At 66.5% G+C, this 18,157-nt stretch carries 18 protein-coding genes; 14 read left to right on the forward strand and 4 right to left on the reverse strand.

Annotated elements, in window-relative coordinates; all coding sequences use genetic code 11:
• Positions 1-73 precede the first annotated feature (73 nt).
• Positions 74-1,675, reverse strand: coding sequence for a putative bifunctional diguanylate cyclase/phosphodiesterase (locus SAZ01S_RS02860; RefSeq protein WP_084579865.1), 1,602 nt, complete (start codon positions 1,673-1,675; stop codon positions 74-76).
• A 235-nt stretch (positions 1,676-1,910) separates the two neighbouring features.
• On the opposite strand from SAZ01S_RS02860, the gene ffh reads away from it, so the two are divergent.
• The 4 genes from ffh to SAZ01S_RS02880 all read left to right on the forward strand — a co-directional run bounded on the left by ffh (position 1,911) and on the right by SAZ01S_RS02880 (position 6,092).
• Positions 1,911-3,392, forward strand: coding sequence for a signal recognition particle protein (ffh, locus tag SAZ01S_RS02865; protein ID WP_084579867.1), 1,482 nt, complete (start codon positions 1,911-1,913; stop codon positions 3,390-3,392).
• A gap of 48 nt (positions 3,393-3,440) precedes the next feature.
• The gene (gene rpsP / locus SAZ01S_RS02870) at positions 3,441-3,827 is read left to right on the forward strand and encodes a 30S ribosomal protein S16 (RefSeq protein WP_174596081.1); all 387 of its coding nucleotides are present in this window, start codon (positions 3,441-3,443) and stop codon (positions 3,825-3,827) included.
• A gap of 60 nt (positions 3,828-3,887) precedes the next feature.
• Positions 3,888-4,391, forward strand: coding sequence for a ribosome maturation factor RimM (gene rimM, locus SAZ01S_RS02875; RefSeq protein ID WP_084579870.1), 504 nt, complete (start codon positions 3,888-3,890; stop codon positions 4,389-4,391).
• A 123-nt stretch (positions 4,392-4,514) separates the two neighbouring features.
• Positions 4,515-6,092, forward strand: coding sequence for a serine hydrolase domain-containing protein (locus tag SAZ01S_RS02880; protein ID WP_167693051.1), 1,578 nt, complete (start codon positions 4,515-4,517; stop codon positions 6,090-6,092).
• Between the two features lie 6 nt (positions 6,093-6,098).
• On the opposite strand, the gene SAZ01S_RS02885 is transcribed toward SAZ01S_RS02880, so the two are convergent.
• Positions 6,099-7,001 (reverse strand): NAD(P)/FAD-dependent oxidoreductase, encoded by a 903-nt coding sequence (locus SAZ01S_RS02885; RefSeq protein WP_084579874.1) that lies wholly within the window; start codon positions 6,999-7,001, stop codon positions 6,099-6,101.
• A 57-nt stretch (positions 7,002-7,058) separates the two neighbouring features.
• Between SAZ01S_RS02885 and SAZ01S_RS02890 the strand changes: the two genes are divergently transcribed.
• The 5 genes from SAZ01S_RS02890 to rplS are packed head-to-tail and all read left to right on the forward strand — an operon-like array spanning position 7,059 to position 9,240.
• Positions 7,059-7,424, forward strand: a complete 366-nt coding sequence (locus tag SAZ01S_RS02890) for a PIN domain-containing protein (protein ID WP_084579876.1) — start codon at positions 7,059-7,061, stop codon at positions 7,422-7,424.
• 57 nt (positions 7,425-7,481) lie between these two features.
• The gene (locus tag SAZ01S_RS02895) at positions 7,482-7,751 is read left to right on the forward strand and encodes an AbrB/MazE/SpoVT family DNA-binding domain-containing protein (RefSeq protein ID WP_084579877.1); all 270 of its coding nucleotides are present in this window, start codon (positions 7,482-7,484) and stop codon (positions 7,749-7,751) included.
• Positions 7,744-8,121: a type II toxin-antitoxin system VapC family toxin gene (locus tag SAZ01S_RS02900; RefSeq protein WP_084579879.1), complete on the forward strand. Its 378-nt coding sequence runs from the start codon at positions 7,744-7,746 to the stop codon at positions 8,119-8,121. The genes SAZ01S_RS02895 and SAZ01S_RS02900 overlap by 8 nt, the downstream gene beginning before the upstream one ends.
• The gene (gene trmD, locus SAZ01S_RS02905) at positions 8,118-8,852 is read left to right on the forward strand and encodes a tRNA (guanosine(37)-N1)-methyltransferase TrmD (RefSeq protein WP_084579881.1); all 735 of its coding nucleotides are present in this window, start codon (positions 8,118-8,120) and stop codon (positions 8,850-8,852) included. Before SAZ01S_RS02900 ends, trmD begins: the two co-directional genes overlap by 4 nt.
• 1 nt (position 8,853) lies before the next feature.
• Positions 8,854-9,240: a 50S ribosomal protein L19 gene (gene rplS / locus SAZ01S_RS02910; protein WP_084579883.1), complete on the forward strand. Its 387-nt coding sequence runs from the start codon at positions 8,854-8,856 to the stop codon at positions 9,238-9,240.
• Positions 9,241-9,396: 156 nt separating this feature from the next.
• Here rplS and SAZ01S_RS02915 read toward each other — a convergent pair whose 3' ends face one another.
• The gene (locus tag SAZ01S_RS02915) at positions 9,397-9,705 is read right to left on the reverse strand and encodes a hypothetical protein (RefSeq protein WP_245824532.1); all 309 of its coding nucleotides are present in this window, start codon (positions 9,703-9,705) and stop codon (positions 9,397-9,399) included.
• Positions 9,706-10,112: 407 nt separating this feature from the next.
• Between SAZ01S_RS02915 and SAZ01S_RS02920 the strand changes: the two genes are divergently transcribed.
• A complete protein-coding gene (locus SAZ01S_RS02920; protein ID WP_245824534.1) occupies positions 10,113-10,505 on the forward strand; it encodes a GAF domain-containing protein in 393 nt (130 codons plus the stop codon).
• 28 nt (positions 10,506-10,533) lie between these two features.
• Here SAZ01S_RS02920 and SAZ01S_RS02925 read toward each other — a convergent pair whose 3' ends face one another.
• Positions 10,534-10,824, reverse strand: coding sequence for a hypothetical protein (locus SAZ01S_RS02925; protein ID WP_084579887.1), 291 nt, complete (start codon positions 10,822-10,824; stop codon positions 10,534-10,536).
• A 335-nt stretch (positions 10,825-11,159) separates the two neighbouring features.
• Here SAZ01S_RS02925 and SAZ01S_RS02930 point away from each other — a divergent pair, with 335 nt between their 5' ends.
• From SAZ01S_RS02930 to SAZ01S_RS02945, 4 genes are all read left to right on the forward strand, one after another.
• Complete coding sequence (locus tag SAZ01S_RS02930) at positions 11,160-13,391, forward strand: S9 family peptidase (RefSeq protein WP_084579888.1); 2,232 nt, start codon at positions 11,160-11,162, stop codon at positions 13,389-13,391.
• A 170-nt stretch (positions 13,392-13,561) separates the two neighbouring features.
• Positions 13,562-15,379 (forward strand): methyl-accepting chemotaxis protein, encoded by a 1,818-nt coding sequence (locus SAZ01S_RS02935; RefSeq protein ID WP_084579912.1) that lies wholly within the window; start codon positions 13,562-13,564, stop codon positions 15,377-15,379.
• 73 nt (positions 15,380-15,452) lie between these two features.
• Positions 15,453-16,802, forward strand: a complete 1,350-nt coding sequence (locus tag SAZ01S_RS02940) for a DUF418 domain-containing protein (RefSeq protein ID WP_084579890.1) — start codon at positions 15,453-15,455, stop codon at positions 16,800-16,802.
• A gap of 224 nt (positions 16,803-17,026) precedes the next feature.
• A complete protein-coding gene (locus SAZ01S_RS02945; RefSeq protein WP_084579892.1) occupies positions 17,027-18,052 on the forward strand; it encodes an aspartate-semialdehyde dehydrogenase in 1,026 nt (341 codons plus the stop codon).
• Positions 18,053-18,157: the final 105 nt, after the last annotated feature.

An 18,157-nucleotide genomic window follows, 5' to 3' on the forward strand; every position in this document is an offset into this window, starting at 1 on the left:
CGAGCGATCTAAGGTCGCCGACGGCAGAAGTCCAACATCGGACCTGCGGCCGGCCTCCGCCGCGCCCGACGCGTCAGCCGGTCTGGAGCTGGCTGGCCGCATCGCCGCTGTCGAGGCGCGGCCCCGGCTGCAGGATCAGCCGCCGCTCGGCGAGCAGCCGCCGCGCCCCCGCGATCGACAGCGGCTTGCCATAGAGCCAGCCCTGCGCCTTGGCGCAACCGACCGCGCGGAGCCGCTCCTCGATCGCGGAGTCTTCCACGCCCTCGGCGGTGATCGGCAGGTTCAGGCTCTCGCCCAGCCGCAGGATCGTGTTGACGATCGCCGCCGAATCGGCGCTCTCGTTGAGCGAGAGGATGAAGCTCTTGTCGATCTTGATCCGGTCGAACGGCAGCGCGCGGAGATGGGCGAGCGACGAATAGCCGGTGCCGAAATCGTCGAGCGCCAGCCGCACCCCCTGGTTCTTGAGGCTGCCGACGATCGACTGGGCGAGCGCCAGATTGTCGAACAGCGCGCTTTCGGTGATCTCCACTTCCAGCCGGTGGGCAGGGAAGCCGGTTTCGGTCAGCACCTTGATGATCTTCTGCGCCAGCCATGCATCGCGCAGCTGCACCGGCGAGATGTTGACCGAGAGGCTCAGGCCCGGGTCCCAGTCGCGCGCGGCGTGGAAGGCCTGGCGCATGATCGACAGCGACAGGTCGCCGATCAGCCCGGTCTCCTCCGCCACCGGGATGAACCGGTCGGGCGGGATCATGCCATGGGTGGGATGCTCCCAGCGTGCCAGCACCTCGAAGCCGTGGAGCCGGCCGCTCGCGAGATCCACCTGCTGCTCGAAATAGGGCACGATCTCCTGCCGCGGCACGGCGGTGCGCAGCCCGCTTTCGAGGGCGCTGTGCACCTGCAGCGCGCGCTCCATCGCGGGGTCGAACCAGGCGAAGCGGTTCTTGCCCGCCTTCTGCGCCTGGCGCACGGCGATGTCGGCGGTGCGGAGCAGGGCGTCGATGTTCGGGCAGTCGAAGTCCGATCGGGCGACGCCCAGCGAGCAGCTGATGTGCAGCGAGGCGCCGTCGACCTCGAACGGTTCGGCCAGTCGGACGACGATTCGCTCGGCGACTCGTTCGACGATCGCGGGTTCGCGCGGATCGAACGGGAAGGCGCAGGCGAATTCGTCGACTCCCAGCCGCGCGGCGAGCGCCATCGGCGGGAGCGCCTGGGCGACTTCCCCGGCGACCATGCGGATCAGCGCGTCGCCCATGGTGTGGCCGTGCAGATCGTTGATCGCCTTGAACCGATCGAGATCGAACACCAGCATCGCCACCGCCTGGTTCCGGCGATGGGCGCGGGCCATCATCGCGGCGCCCTCGTCGGTCAGGCTGTGTCGGTTGAGAAAGCCGGTGAGCGGGTCGCGGCTGGCAAGCGTCTGTGCGCGATCGGTGGCCGGCTGCCGCGCGCGGCGGGCGGCAAGGGCGCGCCAGCAGGCGGCGACCAGCGCGATCTCGAGGCCTTGCGCGGCAAGAAGCCAGCCCGGGGACAGGGTCTGGCGCACATAGTCCAGCACCAGCATACCGCCGACGAGGAGAGCGACGAGAACGGCAGCAACACCCAGCGCGCCGAACAGCGCGTCCCGCCGCTTCCGCCGCAGGGCATGTCGATCGTGCTGCTGCTGCTGCTGCGTCATCGACGCACTACGCCCCTAATACTACCGAGCGCGCATTTTCCACGCCATGCGTGTAGATCCGGTTAAATCCGTAGAGGTTGCTTTCCGTCGCCACTGCGGCTAAGGGGGCCCACCGTTCCTCCGTGGACGCACAACATTTGCCACCCCAAGGGGTGACGCCGGCCGACGAGGTTTCGTCCGCCGGCGTGTTTTGCGTTTGGCGGAACAACGATTGATTTGGAGTGATCTGGGCATCATGTTCGAAAGTTTGAGCGATCGGCTGGGCGGCGTCTTCGAGCGCCTGCGCGGACGTGGCGCGCTCAGCGAGGCCGATGTCCGGACCGCGATGCGCGAAGTGCGCGTGGCGCTGCTAGAAGCGGACGTCGCGCTGCCCGTCGCCCGCGAGTTCGTCGACAAGGTAACCGAGCAGGCCGTCGGCCAGCAGGTGCTGCGCTCGGTCACGCCGGGCCAGCAGGTCGTCAAGATCGTCCATGACGCGCTGGTCGATATGCTCGGCGCGGATACTGCCGAGCTGCATATCGACGTCACCCCGCCGGCGGTGATCATGCTCGTCGGCCTGCAGGGCTCGGGCAAGACCACCACCACCGCCAAGCTTGCCAAGCTGCTGAAGAAGCAGGGCAAGAAGGTGATGATGGCGTCGCTGGACGTCAATCGTCCGGCTGCGCAGGAACAGCTCGCGGTGCTCGGCACCCAGACCGAAGTGGCGACGCTGCCGATCGTCACCGGCCAGCAGCCGGTCGACATCGCCCGCCGTGCGCTCCAGTCGGCGAAGCTCCAGGGCTTCGACGTGGTGATGCTCGATACCGCCGGCCGTCTCCACGTCGACCAGGCGCTGATGGACGAGATGAAGGCGGTCGCCGACATCTCGCGCCCCCAGGAAATCCTGCTCGTCGTCGACTCGCTCACCGGCCAGGACGCGGTGAACGTCGCCAGCAACTTCTCGGCGCAGGTGCCGCTGACCGGCGTGATCCTGACGCGTATGGACGGCGATGCGCGCGGCGGTGCGGCGCTGTCGATGCGCGCGGTCACCGGCCAGCCGATCAAGTTCGCCGGCATGGGCGAGAAGCTCGACCAGATCGAGCCCTTCCACCCGAAGCGCGTCGCCGGCCGCATTCTCGGCATGGGCGACGTGGTCAGCCTGGTCGAGCGCGCCGCGGCGTCGATCGAGCAGGAAGACGCCGAGCGCATGGCGAACCGGCTCGCCAAGGGCCAGTTCGACATGAACGACCTGCGCGCCCAGTTGGCGCAGATGCGCAAGATGGGCGGCATCAGCGCGCTGGCGGGCATGATCCCCGGCATGAAGAAGGCGCAGGCCGCGGTCGACCAGGTCGGCGGCGACAAGGTGCTGCTGCGGATGGACGCGATCATCAGCTCGATGACGCCGAAGGAGCGCGCCAAGCCCGAGCTGCTCAACGCCAAGCGCAAGATCCGCATCGCCAAGGGCAGCGGCCTGACCGTGCAGGACGTCAACAAGCTCATCAAGATGCATCAGGAGATGCAGACCGCGATGAAGCGCCTGAAGAAGATGGGCGGCCTGAAGGGCATGCTGGGCATGCTCGCCAAGGGCGGCCCGGGCGGCGGCATGGGCGGCATCGGCAGCGCGCTCGGCGGCGCCGAGATGGGCGAGATGATGGACAAGGTGGGCGCCGGCCTGCCGGGTCTGCCGGGCGGCGCCAAGCTGCCGCCGGGCTTCGAGAATTTGCTGAAGAAGAAGTAATTTAGTTCAACCTGTTTCAATCGTATCTCTAGAAGGAAGTGAAGTAGAATGGCTCTCTCCATGCGTCTGTCGCGCGGCGGCTCCAAGAAGCGCCCGTACTATCGGATCGTCGTTGCCGACGCCCGTGCGCCCCGCGACGGCAAGTTCATCGAGAAGATCGGCACCTACAACCCGCTGCTCGCCAAGGACTCGCCCGAGCGCGTGAAGTTGGACGGTGACCGCGCGACCTACTGGCTCGGCGTCGGCGCGCAGCCGACCGACCGCGTCGCCCGCTTCCTCGATGCGGCCGGCCTCAAGGAGCGTGCGGCCCGCAACAACCCGAACAAGGCGGTTCCGGGCGAGAAGGCCAAGGAGCGCGCCGAGGAGCGTGCCGAGAAGGCCAAGGCAGCCGCCGAAGCTGCTGCCGCGCCGGCCGAAGAGGCTGCCGAGGCCTGAGGCTGAACGTCCCTCCCGTTACGCACGGGAGGGATGGCTTGTGCGTCGCAGATCCCCATCATGGCAGAACCTTCCGCTCCCTCGAACCGCGGCGATCGCCCGGTGACGCTTGCCGCCGTGATCGGTGCGCACGGCATCGCCGGCGAGGTGCGGCTGAAGGTGTTCGCCGAGGATCTGGCGGCGCACAAGAGCTTCAACGGCGGCAAACTGACGCTCAAGTCGGTGCGCGGGGGATCCAATGGCGTGATCGCCCGCTTCGCCGAAGTGGCCGACCGCAATGCCGCCGAGGCACTGCGCGGCACCGAACTGACGGTGCCGCGTTCCGCCCTCCCGCCGCTGGGCGAGGGCGAATATTATCATATCGACCTGCTCGACCTGCCGGTGGTGGGCGAGGATGGGGCAGACCTTGGCCGCGTCGTCGCGATCGACGATTATGGCGCGGGCGACGTGATCGAGATCGAACGCCCCGACGGCAAGCGCTTCATGGTGCCGATGCGGCCCGAGGCGGTGCCGAACTGGGATGAGACCAGGCTCGTCGTGGCGAGCGCTTTCATCGATTCCTGAAGTCCGTCGCGCGATATCCGTCGCGGGACCGTCATGATTCCCCTATACATAGGTGATGGGGGCCTATTGGCCGGCAATTGCGGGGGCGATTGACCGATGCGGCGAATTCTTTCTCTTGCGGCCATGCTTGGCTTGGTCTTCTCGCCGATGCGGGTGGAAGCACAGGACTGGGCAAAAGCGGACGCCTTGTTTGCTGCCTATGACCGGCTCGACATGCCGGGCTGCGCCTATGGCTTGTTCCGCGACGGCACGTTGCTGCATGCGCGGGGCTTCGGCGCCGCCAATGTCGACGATCACCGGCCGATCACGCCCGACACGATCTTCGAGGTCGGCTCCATCACGAAGCAGTTCACTGCTTTCGGCCTGCTGTTGCTCGAGGCAGAGGGCAAGCTGAAGCTCAGCGATCCCTACGCCAAATATCTGCCCGAACTGCCTGCCTTCGCGCACGCGGTCACCTTCGAGCAGGGGCTGCACCATATGGGCGGGCTGCCGCCCTATCTCAACTATGCCTTTTTCCTGCAGAGCCCGGGCATCGAGCATGTCGATGCCGCCCAGCGCATGCGCTATCTGCAGCGCGACACCGCGCTGATGTTCCCGAGCGGCGACGATTTCAGCTATGGCGACGTGCCCTATGGCCTGGCCTCGGTCGTGATCGAGCGGGTGAGCGGCATGTCCTTCGCGCGCTATATGCGCGAACGCGTGTTCCTGCCGCTGGGCATGACGGAAACCCAGGTGTCGCAAGAGCGCGAGCCTGCGCCGAACCGCGCCTATCCGTATCAACTCAACCAAGCAGGCGTGCCGCTGCTGACGATCGTGTCGATCGCCGATCTCGGCGGCTGGGGCGTGAAGTCGAGCATCCGCGACCTGGCGCGCTGGGAAGCCAATCTGCGCAGCGGCGCGGTGGGCGGCAAGGCGCTGATCGCGAAGATGCTGACGCCGGGACGGCTGAACAATGGCGAGCCGGTTGCCTATGGTCTCGGCTTGGAATTGATGCCGTATCGCGGCATGCGGCTGTATGAGCATAACGGGACGGCGGACGGGGTTGCGACCGATATCATGAGCTATCCCGATGCCGGGATCGGCATGGCGATCCTCTGCAACCGCGACGACCTCGACACCTATTTCACCATCCGCGACCTCGCCGACATCGTGCTCGCAGACAAGGCTGCACCGAAGCCGCCCCAAGCGACCGTGGCGGAGGACGGCGCGCTCGTCGGTAGCTACATCGACGCGCGCGACAGGAGCTTCGCGATCGAGGCGCGCGAAGGGCGCCTCTATTATCGGAGCGGCGGATATAGCGAGGCGCTTGTCCGGGTTGGTCACGGGCGATATGCGCTGGTGGACACCGAATATGAAGTCGAAGGCACGGGGCTGCGCGAGCATAATCCCGCCCGCGCCGACGAATCCTTCCGTCGCTTCACCCCCGTGACGCCGGACCAGGCGACGCTGCGGTCCTATCTCGGCCTGTATCGCCATCCGCAGTTCGACGGTGTGATCCGCGTCGAGTCCGCCGGGAACGGCATTGCGCTCCGCTTGCTCGACGGCACGGTGAAGCCGCTGACGCCGACGATCGCCAATGCCTTTAGCGGTTCGCACCAGGGCAGCTTCGGGCTGCGCTTCACCGCCAACGGCACGGGCATGACCATGACGATCCGCCGGTTCCGCGGGCGCGACATGGTGCTGACGCGGATCGCGGACTGATCCTGCCTAGCGCCAGAGCGGCGCCTCGGCGTTGAGCATGTTGCGGATCGTCGTCGCCGCGACGCCCGCTTCGCCCATCGCATGGCTGATCTGGTCGAGCCCCTTGGCGACGTCGCCGGCGGCGAACAGGCCGGGGAGCGAGGTGCGCTGGTGGTCGTCGACCTCGAGGCAGCCGCTGGAGTCGGCGCGGGCGCCCGCCTCGACGGCTAGCTCCGATCGGATGTGCGAGCCGAGCGCGGGATAGAGGCTGTCGAACGCCAGCCGGCCGGCGGCCGTGGATAGCGCGATCCGCCCGTCTTCCAGCGCCCAGCCGGTAGCCGGGCCGTTGATGCAGGCAATGCCTGCGGCGTCGAGCGCCGCCAGTTGTTCGGCGGGCAGCGTATGGCGATCGGGGGCGATCAGCGTCACGTCCTTGGTGAAGCTGCGCACGAACAGCGCCTCGCGCGCGCCGTGTTCGCCGGTGCCGTAGACCGCAACGCGCCTGTCGGTCACTTCATAGCCGTCGCACACCGGGCAATAGCGGATCTGCCCCCGCGCCAGCGCGGCATCGTGCAGGGCGTCGGGCATTGGCGGGCGGTGATTGACGACGCCGGTTGCCAACAACACGGATCGCGCGCGCACTTCGCGGTTGCCGATCCACGCCGCGAACCCGCCATCCTGCACCCGAAGACCCGTGACCTTCGCCGCCTCGCGCACGGTCCCGTATTTCTCGGCCTGGGCGCGCATCGCGGCGAGCAGGTCGAGGCCGGAAATGCCCTCCGGATAGCCGGCATGGTTATGGGTACAGGGAATCAGCGCGGCGCGGCTCGATCCGCAATCGAACAGGCGGATCTTCAGATGATAGCGGCTGAGATAGATGGCTGCGGTAAGCCCCGCCGGTCCGCCGCCGATGATGATGCAATCGTCCATTTCGCGCCAGCGCTTGGAGGCGCGACAGGTTCCGCCGCCCGGTGCTAGGGGCGGGCCATGGTTGCGCCAGACTATCTGCTCGACACCTGTGTCTGCATCCGCCTGTTGCGCGGCGGCGGCGCGCCCGTGGCGAAGCGGATCGCGGCCGCGGGGGCGGGGACGATCGCTCTCTCGGCGATCAGCCTTGCCGAACTGATGGCGGGCGCGGCGCCCGCCGCGGCGCTCGACGCGTTGCTCGCAAGGCTGCCGGTGCTCCCGTTCGACTCGGCGGCGGCACGTGCCTTTCCCGGCGCCCGCGCGGCACGCGGCCGCCACGATCGATTGATCGCCGCGCATGCGCTGGCGCTCGGCGCCGCGCTCGTAACCCATAATGGACGCGATTTCCGCGCCGTGCCCGGGCTGCGGATCGAGGATTGGTTCTGAGCCCGGATTGCGCTGAGGGCTGATTGTATATACAGGGCGTATATACGGAGGCGACGCATGGGCGAGGAATATCGCGCCAAGATCTTCAAGTCGGGCAATTCGCTGGCGCTACGCCTGCCCAAGGCGCTGGGCCTGAAGGAGGGCGCCGAAGTGGTGCTGCGCGAGGAACGTCGCGGGTTCTCGGTCGAGCCGGTGGACGGCGAGGCGCGGATCGGGGGGGATTGGATCGGCGCCATCCCGTATCTCAAGCCCATCCCCGACGAGGATCGAGAACTGGAAGAGCGCGAGCTCGACTGGGATCTCCGCAAGCTGCGGCGCGATGGCTGAACCCCTCTTCCTGCTCGACAGCAATATCTGCATCTATCTGCTCCAGGGGGCGGTGGCACCGCTCAACGCGCGCGTGCGGCACCAAGCGCGGGGTAGCCTGACGGTCTCCGCGATCAGCTATGCCGAGGTGCGCCTCGGCATTCGCGGACCGGAGGCGGAGCGTGCCTTGCAAGGATTTCTGCGCGACGTCGCATTATTACCCTTCGACGCCGCCGCTGCCGAAGCCTATGCCCGCCTGCCGTTCCGCCGGGCGCGGCTGGACCGGCTGATCGCGGCGCAGGCGCTGGCCGCCGGGCTGACGCTGATCACCAACAACGAACGGGATTTCGCCGACATCCCGAACCTCAAGCTCGAGAACTGGACGCTGTGACCTTCGCTGCCACCATCGTGACGCTGTATCCCGAGATGTTTCCTGGCCCGCTCGGCATCTCGCTTGCCGGGCGCGGGCTGCGCGAGGGGCTGTGGTCGCTGGAGACGGTGCAGATCCGCGATTTCGCCACCGACAAGCATCGTTCGGTCGACGACACCCCGGCGGGGGGCGGGGCAGGGATGGTGCTGCGCGCCGATGTGGTGGCGGCCGCGATCGACAGCGTCGCGCGGGAAGGCCGCCCGCTGCTAGCGATGACGCCGCGCGGCCGCCCGCTCACCCAGGACCGCGTGCGCGCGCTTGCGGCGGGTCCGGGCGCGATCGTGCTGTGCGGCCGGTTCGAAGGTTTTGACGAGCGCATTTTCGCGGCCCGCGACATCGAGGAAGTCTCGATCGGCGATTATATCCTCTCGGGCGGCGAAATGGCGGCGCTGACGCTGCTCGATGCTTGCATTCGGCTCGTTCCCGGCGTAATGGGCGCGGCTTCCAGCGGCATGGACGAGAGCTTCGAAACGGGGCTGCTCGAATATCCGCAATATACCCGACCTGTCGAATGGGAAGGGCGCACGATCCCCGAAGTGCTGCGATCGGGGGATCATGCGAGGATCGAAGCCTGGCGCAGAGCCATGGCGGAGACCGATACACGGCTAAGGAGGCCAGACCTTTGGGAACGCCATGAGGGCGTTCGGGTCCAGTCTCCCTCTGGCGCGCGGCGAAAACATGGGACTGACTGAGATGAACCTCATCCAGACGCTCGAAGCCGAGCAGATTGCCAAGTTCAACGAAGCCAAGAAGATTCCGGAATTCCGCCCGGGCGACACCGTCCGCATCGGTGTGAAGGTCGTCGAAGGCGATCGTACCCGCGTGCAGAACTTCGAAGGCGTGTGCATCGCGCGCGCCAACAAGGGCATGGGTTCGAACTTCACCGTCCGCAAGATCTCGTTCGGTGAAGGCGTGGAGCGCGTATTCCCGCTCTATTCGCCGAACATCGATTCGATCGAGGTCGTGCGTCGCGGTGTCGTGCGTCGTGCGAAGCTCTACTATCTGCGTGGTCGTACCGGCAAGTCGGCGCGTATCGCCGAGCGCCGCGACACCCGCACCGAGGCGCAGGCCGCCGAATAAGGCTGGCCTTCCCAGGAACGCGAAAGGGCGTGTGGACCAGCCGGTTCACACGCCCTTTTTCGTGACGGGCTATGCCGTGCCGCCGGCGCAGCACCAACGGGAATGCGCCCAGGACGGCATCGTCCGGGCGCATCGACATCGATCCGGTGGTGGGTATCAGGCCGCGGCGCGGAAGCGCTTATTCTGCAGCAGGGCGCGGCCGCGGGCGGTCAACGTCGCGTCGCGGACCTCCGGACCGCCGATGCCGATCAGCAGCGCCTCATAGGCAAGCAGGCCGCGGTCACATAGGCCCTGGATGGCCGAGAGGAAGGCGTGGTGCCGGTCGAGCGACGCATCGAGGCCGAGATTGGCGGGGTTGAGCGTGGCGCTGCCCGGCCAGCTCTGCTGGAGCGCGCCAGCGATCGCAGTGATGCAGCGCGGATCGAGCGCACTGAGCGCCTCGTTACCATCCCCGCTCAACGGCATCACGTCCTCCTCAAATTCACGGCGCAATTTTCGAGAGCGGAAGGAGAGCCACGAAGTGACTCGTCCCGAATCCCTCAAACTGCATGTGTCGGGACTTTGCCAGCGACTCTCGGCCGTCCCCGCAACATTCGTACGCGCGCCAGCAACCGAATCGGTGTTTGCGTCTGCGCGTCGCTGCTGTTGCGCATCTTTTACCGCGCTAGGCAAAACTTGCCTAGATGTGGTTTGGATCCGAAACGAATTAAGCAGTTGATAACTTTTGGGCACGTCTCGAATTGAAACAGGCGCGCGCGGTAGGCGGCGCGAGCGTTGGAATGCGTACTTGGTAGATTTCCGTACTGTCCGCCTAAGGCCATGCGGCATAGGAAGCTTAACGATTGCATCAAAGCATTGGTTAGGAAGTTGTGATGTCGCGTTGGCGCATGGCCGACTGGGCAGCGGGCGCGTGCGGGGAACCGCTGATCGCCAGCGAATCCGGGCAGGTTGAGGTTCGAGTTGCGCGTGCCGCGGTGGCGCTTCTCCGCGGTGACGTGGCGGTTCTCCAGACGCTGCAGCGTACCGTCATGGCATCGGTGGACGGCGTCGAGTCGGGCGAATCTGCGCGCGACCTCGCCAATCCGCTTGACGCGCTCAAGAGCGGCTATTGCAGCCAGCTCTCCGTGCCATTGTGGCAGAATGGTCACCGGATTGGCGCGCTGGCGGTGTTGGGCCGCGAGGAGCGCCGGTTCAGCGATGCCGATGTCGCGCTGCTGCAGGCGCTGGCCGGGCAGCTCGACGCGGATCTGCGCAGCGTGCATTGAGGCGCGCGAAAAGCCGGCATGCTGCGGTTCAGTGCGGCGATTCCGTCCATTGCACCAGCATCGCGCGTCCCCGCGCCGTGAGCGCCGCATCGATCAGCATCGGCCCTTCGGCGTTGAAGATGAGCGCCTCGTAGGAAAGATAGCCGGCATCGCTAAGTGCCTCGACGATAGCGAGAAAACTGGATGCCGAGTCCTTGTCCGTGCCGAGGCCGATATCGGCGGGCGTCAGCAGCGCCGATCGCGGCCATTGCTGTAACAACCGCGCAGCACAGGCCACCGGAACATTGGTACGGATCGTAGCCAGACCATCCAACGACATGCGGTTACCGCTCCTCATCGATCAAGTGCGACCGCTCCGCAGCTAAATCGGCCCGTCGACTTCTGCGAACGAGTAGGTGAACCGCATCTTAACATCTTTTCGGGCGTCGTCGAGTATGTTTATGCACGATCATGAAGATATTAGACGTTCAAGCGAATTCCAATTTTCTGTCAGTGACTTGATGAGTTCTTCCTGACCGCCGCCCGGCTGGCGCTACCGGCGCCGCTGGGGTGGCGTTTAACCTGCATGCGCCGATATCGGCCCCTTTACGCGCCGCCCCGGGGCGATAAACCCTCTCCGAGTCGGCCATTGGGTGCCGGGAGGCGGAGTGTTGGATGCGCAAATGGATGCTGGGCGTTGCCGGGGCGGCGATCGCGATGGGGTTGGGCATGGCTGATGCTGCCGCGCAGGCGCAGCCGGCCGAGGCGCTGACGCTGCAACGGATCTTTTCGAGCCCCGCGCTGGATGGCCCGGCCCCGCGCGCAGTGCAGCTGTCGCCGGACGGCAAGTATCTCACCCTGCTGCGCAACCGCGACGACGATCGCGAGCGCTACGATCTGTGGGCGATGGATACCGCCAATGGCAAATGGCGGATGCTGGTCGATTCGAAGACGCTCGGCTCGGGCGCGGCGCTGTCCGAAGCGGAGAAGATGCAGCGCGAGCGCGCGCGAATCGGCGGCACCAAGGGCATCGTCGCCTATGACTGGGCGCCCGACGGGCATTCGATCCTGGTGCCGCTGGACGGCGAGCTGTTCCGTGCCCGGCTGACCGGCGAGGTGGAGAAGCTGCCCGCCGCCGCCGGCCCGAAGCTCAACGCTGCGCTCAGCCCGGCGGGCACCTTCGCCAGCTATGTCCAGGACCAGAACCTCGTGGTGATGAACCTGGCCAGCCGCCAGGTCACGCGCATCACCACCGATGGCGCCGGCACGGTGCATTGGGGCGAGGCCGAGTTCGTCGCGCAGGAGGAAATGGCGCGGACCGACGGCTATTGGTGGTCGCCCGACGATCGCTATGTCGCGGTCGAGCGGTTCGACGAGGCACCGGTCGGCATCGTCACCCGCGCGGCGATCGGCGCGGAGGGCACCAGCATCGTCCAGCAGCGCTATCCCAAGGCGGGCACGGCGAACGCGCTGGTCGATCTCTATGTGCTCGATCCCACCGGGCAGACGCGGGTCAAGGTGGATCTTGGCGCCGACCGCGACATCTACCTCGCGCGCGTCGACTGGAGCGCCGACGGCAAGACGCTCTACGTCCAGCGCGAGAACCGGGCGCAGACCCAGCTCGATCTGCTCGCCGTCGATCCCGCGAGCGGTAGCTCGCGGGTGCTGTTCAGCGAGAAGGCCGCGCCGAACAGCTGGATCAACCTCAGCTACAGCTTCAAGCCGCTCGACGACGGCAGCCTGATCTGGTGGTCGGAGCGCGACGGGCACGGCCATCTCTATCGCTGGCAGGCAGGCACGTTCACCCAGCTGACCAAGGGGCCGTGGGAAGTCTCGCCCGACGGCATCACCGTCGACCAGAAGCGCGGCCGCCTCTACTTCCAGGGCAACAAGGACGATGTGCTCGAGCGGCACCTCTACTGGATCGATTACCGCAAGCCTGCCGCGATCACCCGGCTGACCGAGCGCGGCTGGTGGAATGCGGCCAGCATGGACGCGAGCGGCACGCGGGCAATCGTCAGCCGCTCGAACCCGAACCAGCCGCGCCAGGTCTATCTCGCTGACGCCGATGGCAAGCGGATCGCCTGGGTGCAGGAAAATGCGGTCAGCGACGCCCAGCATCCGTACCATGCCTATCTCGCCGCGCATCGCGAGCGCAGCTTCGGCACCGTCAAGGGCCCGGACGGCACCGAGCTGCACTGGGAGATGATCACCCCCAAGCTGGAGCCGGGCAAGCGCTATCCGGTGTTCTTCCAGCATTATGGCGGCCCGCACTCGCAGACGGTGAGCCGCGCTTGGGGCGGGGCGCTCCAGCAATATCTGGTGCAGCACGGCTATATCTGGTTCCAGATCGACAATCGCGGCTCGGCCAATCGCGGCGTCGCGTTCGAAAGCGCGATCTGGCACGCAATGGGCAGCGTGGAAGTGCAGGACCAGCTGGCCGGCGCCGCCTACCTCAAGTCGCTGCCCTTCGTCGATCCCAAGCGCATCGCCACCTATGGCTGGTCCTATGGCGGCTATATGACGCTGAAGATGCTCGAAGCGGCGCCCGGCACCTTCGCCGCCGGCGTGTCCGGCGCGCCGGTGACCAAGTGGGAGCTGTACGACACCCATTATACCGAGCGCTACATGGGCGATCCGCGCCAGGTGCCGGCGGCGTACAAGGCCTCCAGCACGCTGGGTGATGCGGCGAAGATCGCCGATCCGCTGCTGATGATCCACGGCATGTCCGACGACAATGTCGTGCTGGAGAACGGCACCGCGATGTACGCGGCGTTGCAGCAGCAGCAGGTGCCGTTCGAGATGATGCTCTATCCGGGCCAGACGCACCGCGTCGGCGGGCCGGGCATCAGCGAGCATCTGTGGAACACCATTCTGGGTTTCCTCGATCGCGCGCTAGCCAAGTAAACGCCTGCGTTCGTTTGCAGATACGTAGAAGACCGGGAGGCGCGCTGCGGCCGGGCAGCGCGCCTCTATTCTATAATAGGCGGGGAGAATAACTGCGCGCCTTCTGGGGCGCCTAGGAGGATGTCGCCGTGCAATTCCTGGCCAACCTGAAAATCCAGTTCAAGATCATAATGATGTTGGGCTTGCTTGGTATCGTCACCCTGGGGGTCGCCTGGTATGGCCGCAGCGTGTTGAACACGGTCGACGCGAACTATTCGCAGTTGACGGACGTGGTTCACCCAGACACGGCCAAGCTCATCCGCGTCAATCGGCTCACCCAGACGATGATGTATGCGGCGTACAAGACGCTGGTGTACGAGGGCACGTCCGACGCGGCCAAGAAGGCGGCGGCGGATGAGGCTGCCGCGTACAAGCAGGCAAGCGATTACCTGAACGAGGTCGAGGCGACCGAGAAGGGGAAAGCGAACCTGGCGGCGATCCGCAGCGGCCTGGACGGACTGCAGGCTGCGGTCGCGCCGGCGTTGGCACAGGGGTTGCAGAACAACGATGTCGAGGCGAAGGCGCTCCTCGCCAAGGCGGATGATATCGCCACCGCGTTCACGAAGACGATCAAGGCCTTCAATGACGGTCGCGTCGCGGACGCCAACAAACAGTCTACCGCGCTCTCTGCCAGTGTGGTGACGGCCGGGATCACGCTGCTCGGCATCGCACTGGCGGCAGTTGCGGCGAGCATGGGCCTGGCGATTTTCGTCACCCGCTCGCAGATCGCCGCGCCGCTCAGCCGCCTGCAGGATTCGATGCGTGCGCTGGCCGGCGGCGAAAATCACGTCGACGTGCCGGGCACCGAGCGCCTCGACGAAGTGGGCGCCATGGCCAAGTCCGTGCTGGTCTTCAAGGAAGCCGCGCTGCGCCAGGAAGAGCTCGCCGAAGCCAAGCGCCGCGCCGATGCGGCGCAGCAGCTGGTCGTCGAGACGCTCGAGGATCGCCTGGGCAAGCTCGCCGGCGGCGACCTGACCGCCACCATCGAGACGCGCTTCGACACCGAATATGAAGGGCTGAAGCAGAACTTCAACGCCGCGGTCTCCTCGCTGCGCGAACTGATCGCCGCGGTGATCGAGAGCGCCGAGACGATCTCGACCGGCTCGGCCGAAATCGCCCAGGCGAGCGAAGACCTTGCCCGCCGCACCGAAGGCGCCGCCGCCAGCCTGGAGGAAACCTCGGCTGCCGTCAGCCAGATGGACCAGCGCATCAAGGCAACCGCCACCGCCGCGACCAAGACCGTGGAGCGCGCCACCGGTGCGATCGGCGTGGTCGACTCGGGCCGCAGCGTTGCCGACGAAGCGATGCAGGCGATGACCCGCGTCTCCGAAAGCGCCAAGGGCATCGACAACGTCATCGAGGGCCTCGACAAGATCGCCTTCCAGACCCGGGTTCTGGCGATGAACGCGGCCGTCGAGGCCGGGCGTGCGGGCGAGGCGGGCCGTGGTTTCGCCGTCGTCGCCGATCTCGTCTCCGCCCTGGCGATGCGCGCCGAAGAGGAAGCCGGCCGCGCCCGCGACCAGCTGACCGCGACGCAGACCGACATCAACGCCGCCGTCGACATGGTCCGCCGCGTCGACAGCGCGCTGGGCGCGATCGTCGGCGACGTGAACGAGGTGCATTCGCTGCTCGAAGTGATGGCGAAGGACAACCAGGTGCAGGCGACGGCGGTCACCCAGGTGGCGACGGCGGTGAACAGCATCGACCAGACCACCCAGCAGAACGCCGCGATGGTGGAGCAGACCTCGGCCGCAGCCCGCAACCTCAGCAGCGAGGTCACCTCGCTCACCGAACAGGCATCGCGGTTCAACGCCGGCAGCCGCGCCGGCCGCAAGCCGGCTCGCTCGCGGGTGCATGCGCTGCCGGTAGCCTCCACCCCGGCGCATTCGGCCTCGATCAGCTCGGTCAAGGCAGTCGGCGCCGATGTCGAGGAATGGGCGAGCTTCTGACCACGGTCCTTCGGACTCGACTCGCAGAACCCCAAAGTCTAGGCTCACCCTCGTCTTAGGATGAGGGTGGGCCATGGCTGCAGATGCAGGCACGCAACTTGCGCCGGTGCGGGGTGCTGCGCGTATCGATATCCTCGATATTTTGCGGGGATTGGCCATCCTCGGTATCTTTTTCATGAACATGCCGTTCGAAGGTCAGACGGCGGTGGCGATGCTCAACCGCCCGCAGATCCTCGGCTGGGCACCGCTCGATCAGTGGAGCTGGGCGTTCGTGCAGGTCGCGCTGGAGGGCACGCAGCGCGGCGTGCTGGAGATCCTGTTCGGCTGCGGCCTGATGGTGCTCGCCGCGCGGGCGATGCGACCGGACGGGCCGGTGGCGGTTGCCGATCTCTACTGGCGGCGCAACCTGTGGTTGCTCGGCTTCGGCCTGCTCGACATCTTCGTCTTCCTGTGGACCGGCGACATCCTTCATGTCTATGCGCTGGCCGCCTTGTTCCTGTTTCCGTTCCGGCTGCTGGGGCCGCGCGTCCTGCTGGCGCTGGGGTCGCTCTTCGCGCTCGGCATGGCGGTGACCGGCGTGCCGATCTATGTCGAGCGCGCCGCCCTGGTCGCGGCGGCGCCGGCGATCGAGAAGAAGGTCGCCGCCCACCGGCCGCTGACCAAGGCCGAGCAGACCAAGCACGAAGACTGGCAGAAGCTGCTCGAACGCCGTGCCACGGGCGGCGAGGAAGCCAAGAAGATCCGCGAGATGGAGAAGAAGGGCCATGCCGGCAGCTTCCTCGCCTATGCGGGCATGAACATCGGCTTCTATTTCGAGTTCCTATTCCCCGAGCTTGGCCTGTCGATCGCCGAGGCCTTTTGCATGATGCTGATCGGCATCGCCTTGTGGAAGTGGCGGGTCGTGCAGGGCGGGCGCAGCACGCGCTTCTACGCGATCCTGCTGGTCTGCTGTTATGTGCCCGGCATGCTCGCTCGCGCGATCGGCGCGCACGAGGCGCTGACGCCGGTGCCGATCGTCCACAGCTTCTGGATCACGCAGGAGCCGGCGCGGGTGCTGGTCTCGATCGGCCATGTCGCGCTGGTCAACCTGGCGGTGCGCAGCGGCGCGGGGCAGGCGATCCTGGCGCCGTTCAAGGCGGCGGGGCGCACCGCCTTCTCGCTCTATTTCCTCCAGCAGTTCATCGCCATCTACATCCTGTTCGCCCCCTGGGGCCCGGGGCTGTGGGCCAAGCTCAGCTGGAGCGGGCTCTACGGCGTCGCGCTGGCGGTGCTGGTGCTCGAGGTGGTGCTCGCCAATCTCTGGCTGCGCGCTTTCGCGATGGGGCCGATGGAATGGGCATGGCGCTCGCTCGCCTATGTCCGCTGGCAGCCGTTCCGTCGGCCGCGTCCCGCCGAGCCGGAGGGCGCCCTGGCCGCGGCATGAAGTTGCGCAAAAAGGGGCTCGCCACGCAAGCATGTTTCTGCTAGCGGGTGCCGCGATGCTTCGAAAACGCGCCACTACCACGCGAATTACACCGCGCCCGTAAACCGGGCGCGAAAGCTGCGGTTTCTGCAGCGAAGCAGCGGAATGCTGGTGCATTCCACCCTCCCTCCCCACTAAAGAGCCTTCCCGCCGCATGTGCTGGCGTGGGCAAGAAAGAGGTACAAATGGGCTACCGTGTCGTCGTCGCAGGCGCCACCGGCAATGTCGGTCGCGAAATGCTCAACATCCTGGCCGAACGGGAATTCCCGATCGACGAGCTCGCCGTGCTGGCGTCGTCGCGCTCGACCGGCGACATGGTGGACTTCGGCGAGACCGGCAAACAGTACAAGGTCCAGAATATCGAGCATTTCGATCCCACCGGCTGGGACATGGCGCTGTTCGCGATCGGCTCCGAAGGCAGCGCGATCTATGCGCCCAAGTTCGCCGCCGCGGGCTGCACGGTGATCGACAATGCCTCGCTCTACCGCATGGACCCGGACATTCCGCTGATCGTGCCGGAAGTGAATCCCGAGGCGATCGACGGCTACAAGGCGCGCAACATCATCGCCAACCCGAACTGCTCGACCGCGCAGATGGTGGTGGCGCTCAAGCCGCTGCACGATGCCGCCAAGATCAAGCGCGTGGTGGTCGCGACCTACCAGTCGGTGTCGGGCGCGGGCAAGGCGGGCATGGACGAGCTGTTCAACCAGAGCCGCGCCATCTTCGTCGGCGACCAGGTGGAACCGGCCAAGTTCACCAAGCAGATCGCTTTTAACGTGATCCCGCACATCGACAGCTTCCTCGACGACGGCTCGACCAAGGAAGAGTTCAAGATGGTCGCCGAGACCAAGAAGATCCTCGACCCCAAGGTCAAGGTGACCGCGACCTGCGTGCGCGTGCCGGTGTTCGTCGGCCATTCCGAGGCGATCAACATCGAGTTCGAGAACGAGATCTCGGCCGAGGAGGCACAGAACATCTTGCGCGAGGCGCCGGGGATCATGCTGGTCGATAAGCGCGAGAATGGTGGCTATGTCACCCCGATCGAGTGCGTCGGCGAATATGCCACCTATGTCAGCCGCGTGCGCGAGGATTCGACCGTGGAGAACGGCCTCTCGCTGTGGTGCGTGTCGGACAATCTCCGCAAGGGGGCCGCGCTCAACGCAGTGCAGATCGCCGAGCTGCTCGGCCGGCGGCACTTGCAGAAGGCGTAAGCTAGGCGCCAACCCCAAAGCGTCTCCTCCCTCGCGCAAGCGGGGGAGGGGGACTGCTCGGCGCAGCCGAGTGGTGGAGGGGGAACACGGCCGAAGTCGCAGCAA

Origin of the sequence: Sphingomonas azotifigens NBRC 15497, from assembly GCF_002091475.1 — a bacterium.
GTDB lineage: Bacteria > Pseudomonadota > Alphaproteobacteria > Sphingomonadales > Sphingomonadaceae > Sphingomonas > Sphingomonas azotifigens.

Excerpts from the sequence above, each read along its gene's own strand:
- SAZ01S_RS02880 (WP_167693051.1), top strand. The coding sequence starts at position 4,515 with ATGCTTGGCTTGGTCTTCTCGCCGATGCGGGTGGAAGCACAGGACTGG.
- SAZ01S_RS02885 (WP_084579874.1), bottom strand. The coding sequence starts at position 7,001 with ATGGACGATTGCATCATCATCGGCGGCGGACCGGCGGGGCTTACCGCA.
- SAZ01S_RS02890 (WP_084579876.1), top strand. The coding sequence starts at position 7,059 with ATGGTTGCGCCAGACTATCTGCTCGACACCTGTGTCTGCATCCGCCTG.
- rpsP (WP_174596081.1), top strand. The coding sequence starts at position 3,441 with ATGGCTCTCTCCATGCGTCTGTCGCGCGGCGGCTCCAAGAAGCGCCCG.
- SAZ01S_RS02900 (WP_084579879.1), top strand. The coding sequence starts at position 7,744 with ATGGCTGAACCCCTCTTCCTGCTCGACAGCAATATCTGCATCTATCTG.
- SAZ01S_RS02935 (WP_084579912.1), top strand. The coding sequence starts at position 13,562 with ATGATGTTGGGCTTGCTTGGTATCGTCACCCTGGGGGTCGCCTGGTAT.
- SAZ01S_RS02860 (WP_084579865.1), bottom strand. The coding sequence starts at position 1,675 with ATGACGCAGCAGCAGCAGCAGCACGATCGACATGCCCTGCGGCGGAAG.
- SAZ01S_RS02915 (WP_245824532.1), bottom strand. The coding sequence starts at position 9,705 with ATGCCGTTGAGCGGGGATGGTAACGAGGCGCTCAGTGCGCTCGATCCG.
- SAZ01S_RS02925 (WP_084579887.1), bottom strand. The coding sequence starts at position 10,824 with ATGTCGTTGGATGGTCTGGCTACGATCCGTACCAATGTTCCGGTGGCC.
- rimM (WP_084579870.1), top strand. The coding sequence starts at position 3,888 with ATGGCAGAACCTTCCGCTCCCTCGAACCGCGGCGATCGCCCGGTGACG.
- SAZ01S_RS02895 (WP_084579877.1), top strand. The coding sequence starts at position 7,482 with ATGGGCGAGGAATATCGCGCCAAGATCTTCAAGTCGGGCAATTCGCTG.
- SAZ01S_RS02930 (WP_084579888.1), top strand. The coding sequence starts at position 11,160 with ATGCGCAAATGGATGCTGGGCGTTGCCGGGGCGGCGATCGCGATGGGG.
- rplS (WP_084579883.1), top strand. The coding sequence starts at position 8,854 with ATGAACCTCATCCAGACGCTCGAAGCCGAGCAGATTGCCAAGTTCAAC.
- ffh (WP_084579867.1), top strand. The coding sequence starts at position 1,911 with ATGTTCGAAAGTTTGAGCGATCGGCTGGGCGGCGTCTTCGAGCGCCTG.
- SAZ01S_RS02920 (WP_245824534.1), top strand. The coding sequence starts at position 10,113 with ATGTCGCGTTGGCGCATGGCCGACTGGGCAGCGGGCGCGTGCGGGGAA.
- SAZ01S_RS02945 (WP_084579892.1), top strand. The coding sequence starts at position 17,027 with ATGGGCTACCGTGTCGTCGTCGCAGGCGCCACCGGCAATGTCGGTCGC.
- SAZ01S_RS02940 (WP_084579890.1), top strand. The coding sequence starts at position 15,453 with ATGGCTGCAGATGCAGGCACGCAACTTGCGCCGGTGCGGGGTGCTGCG.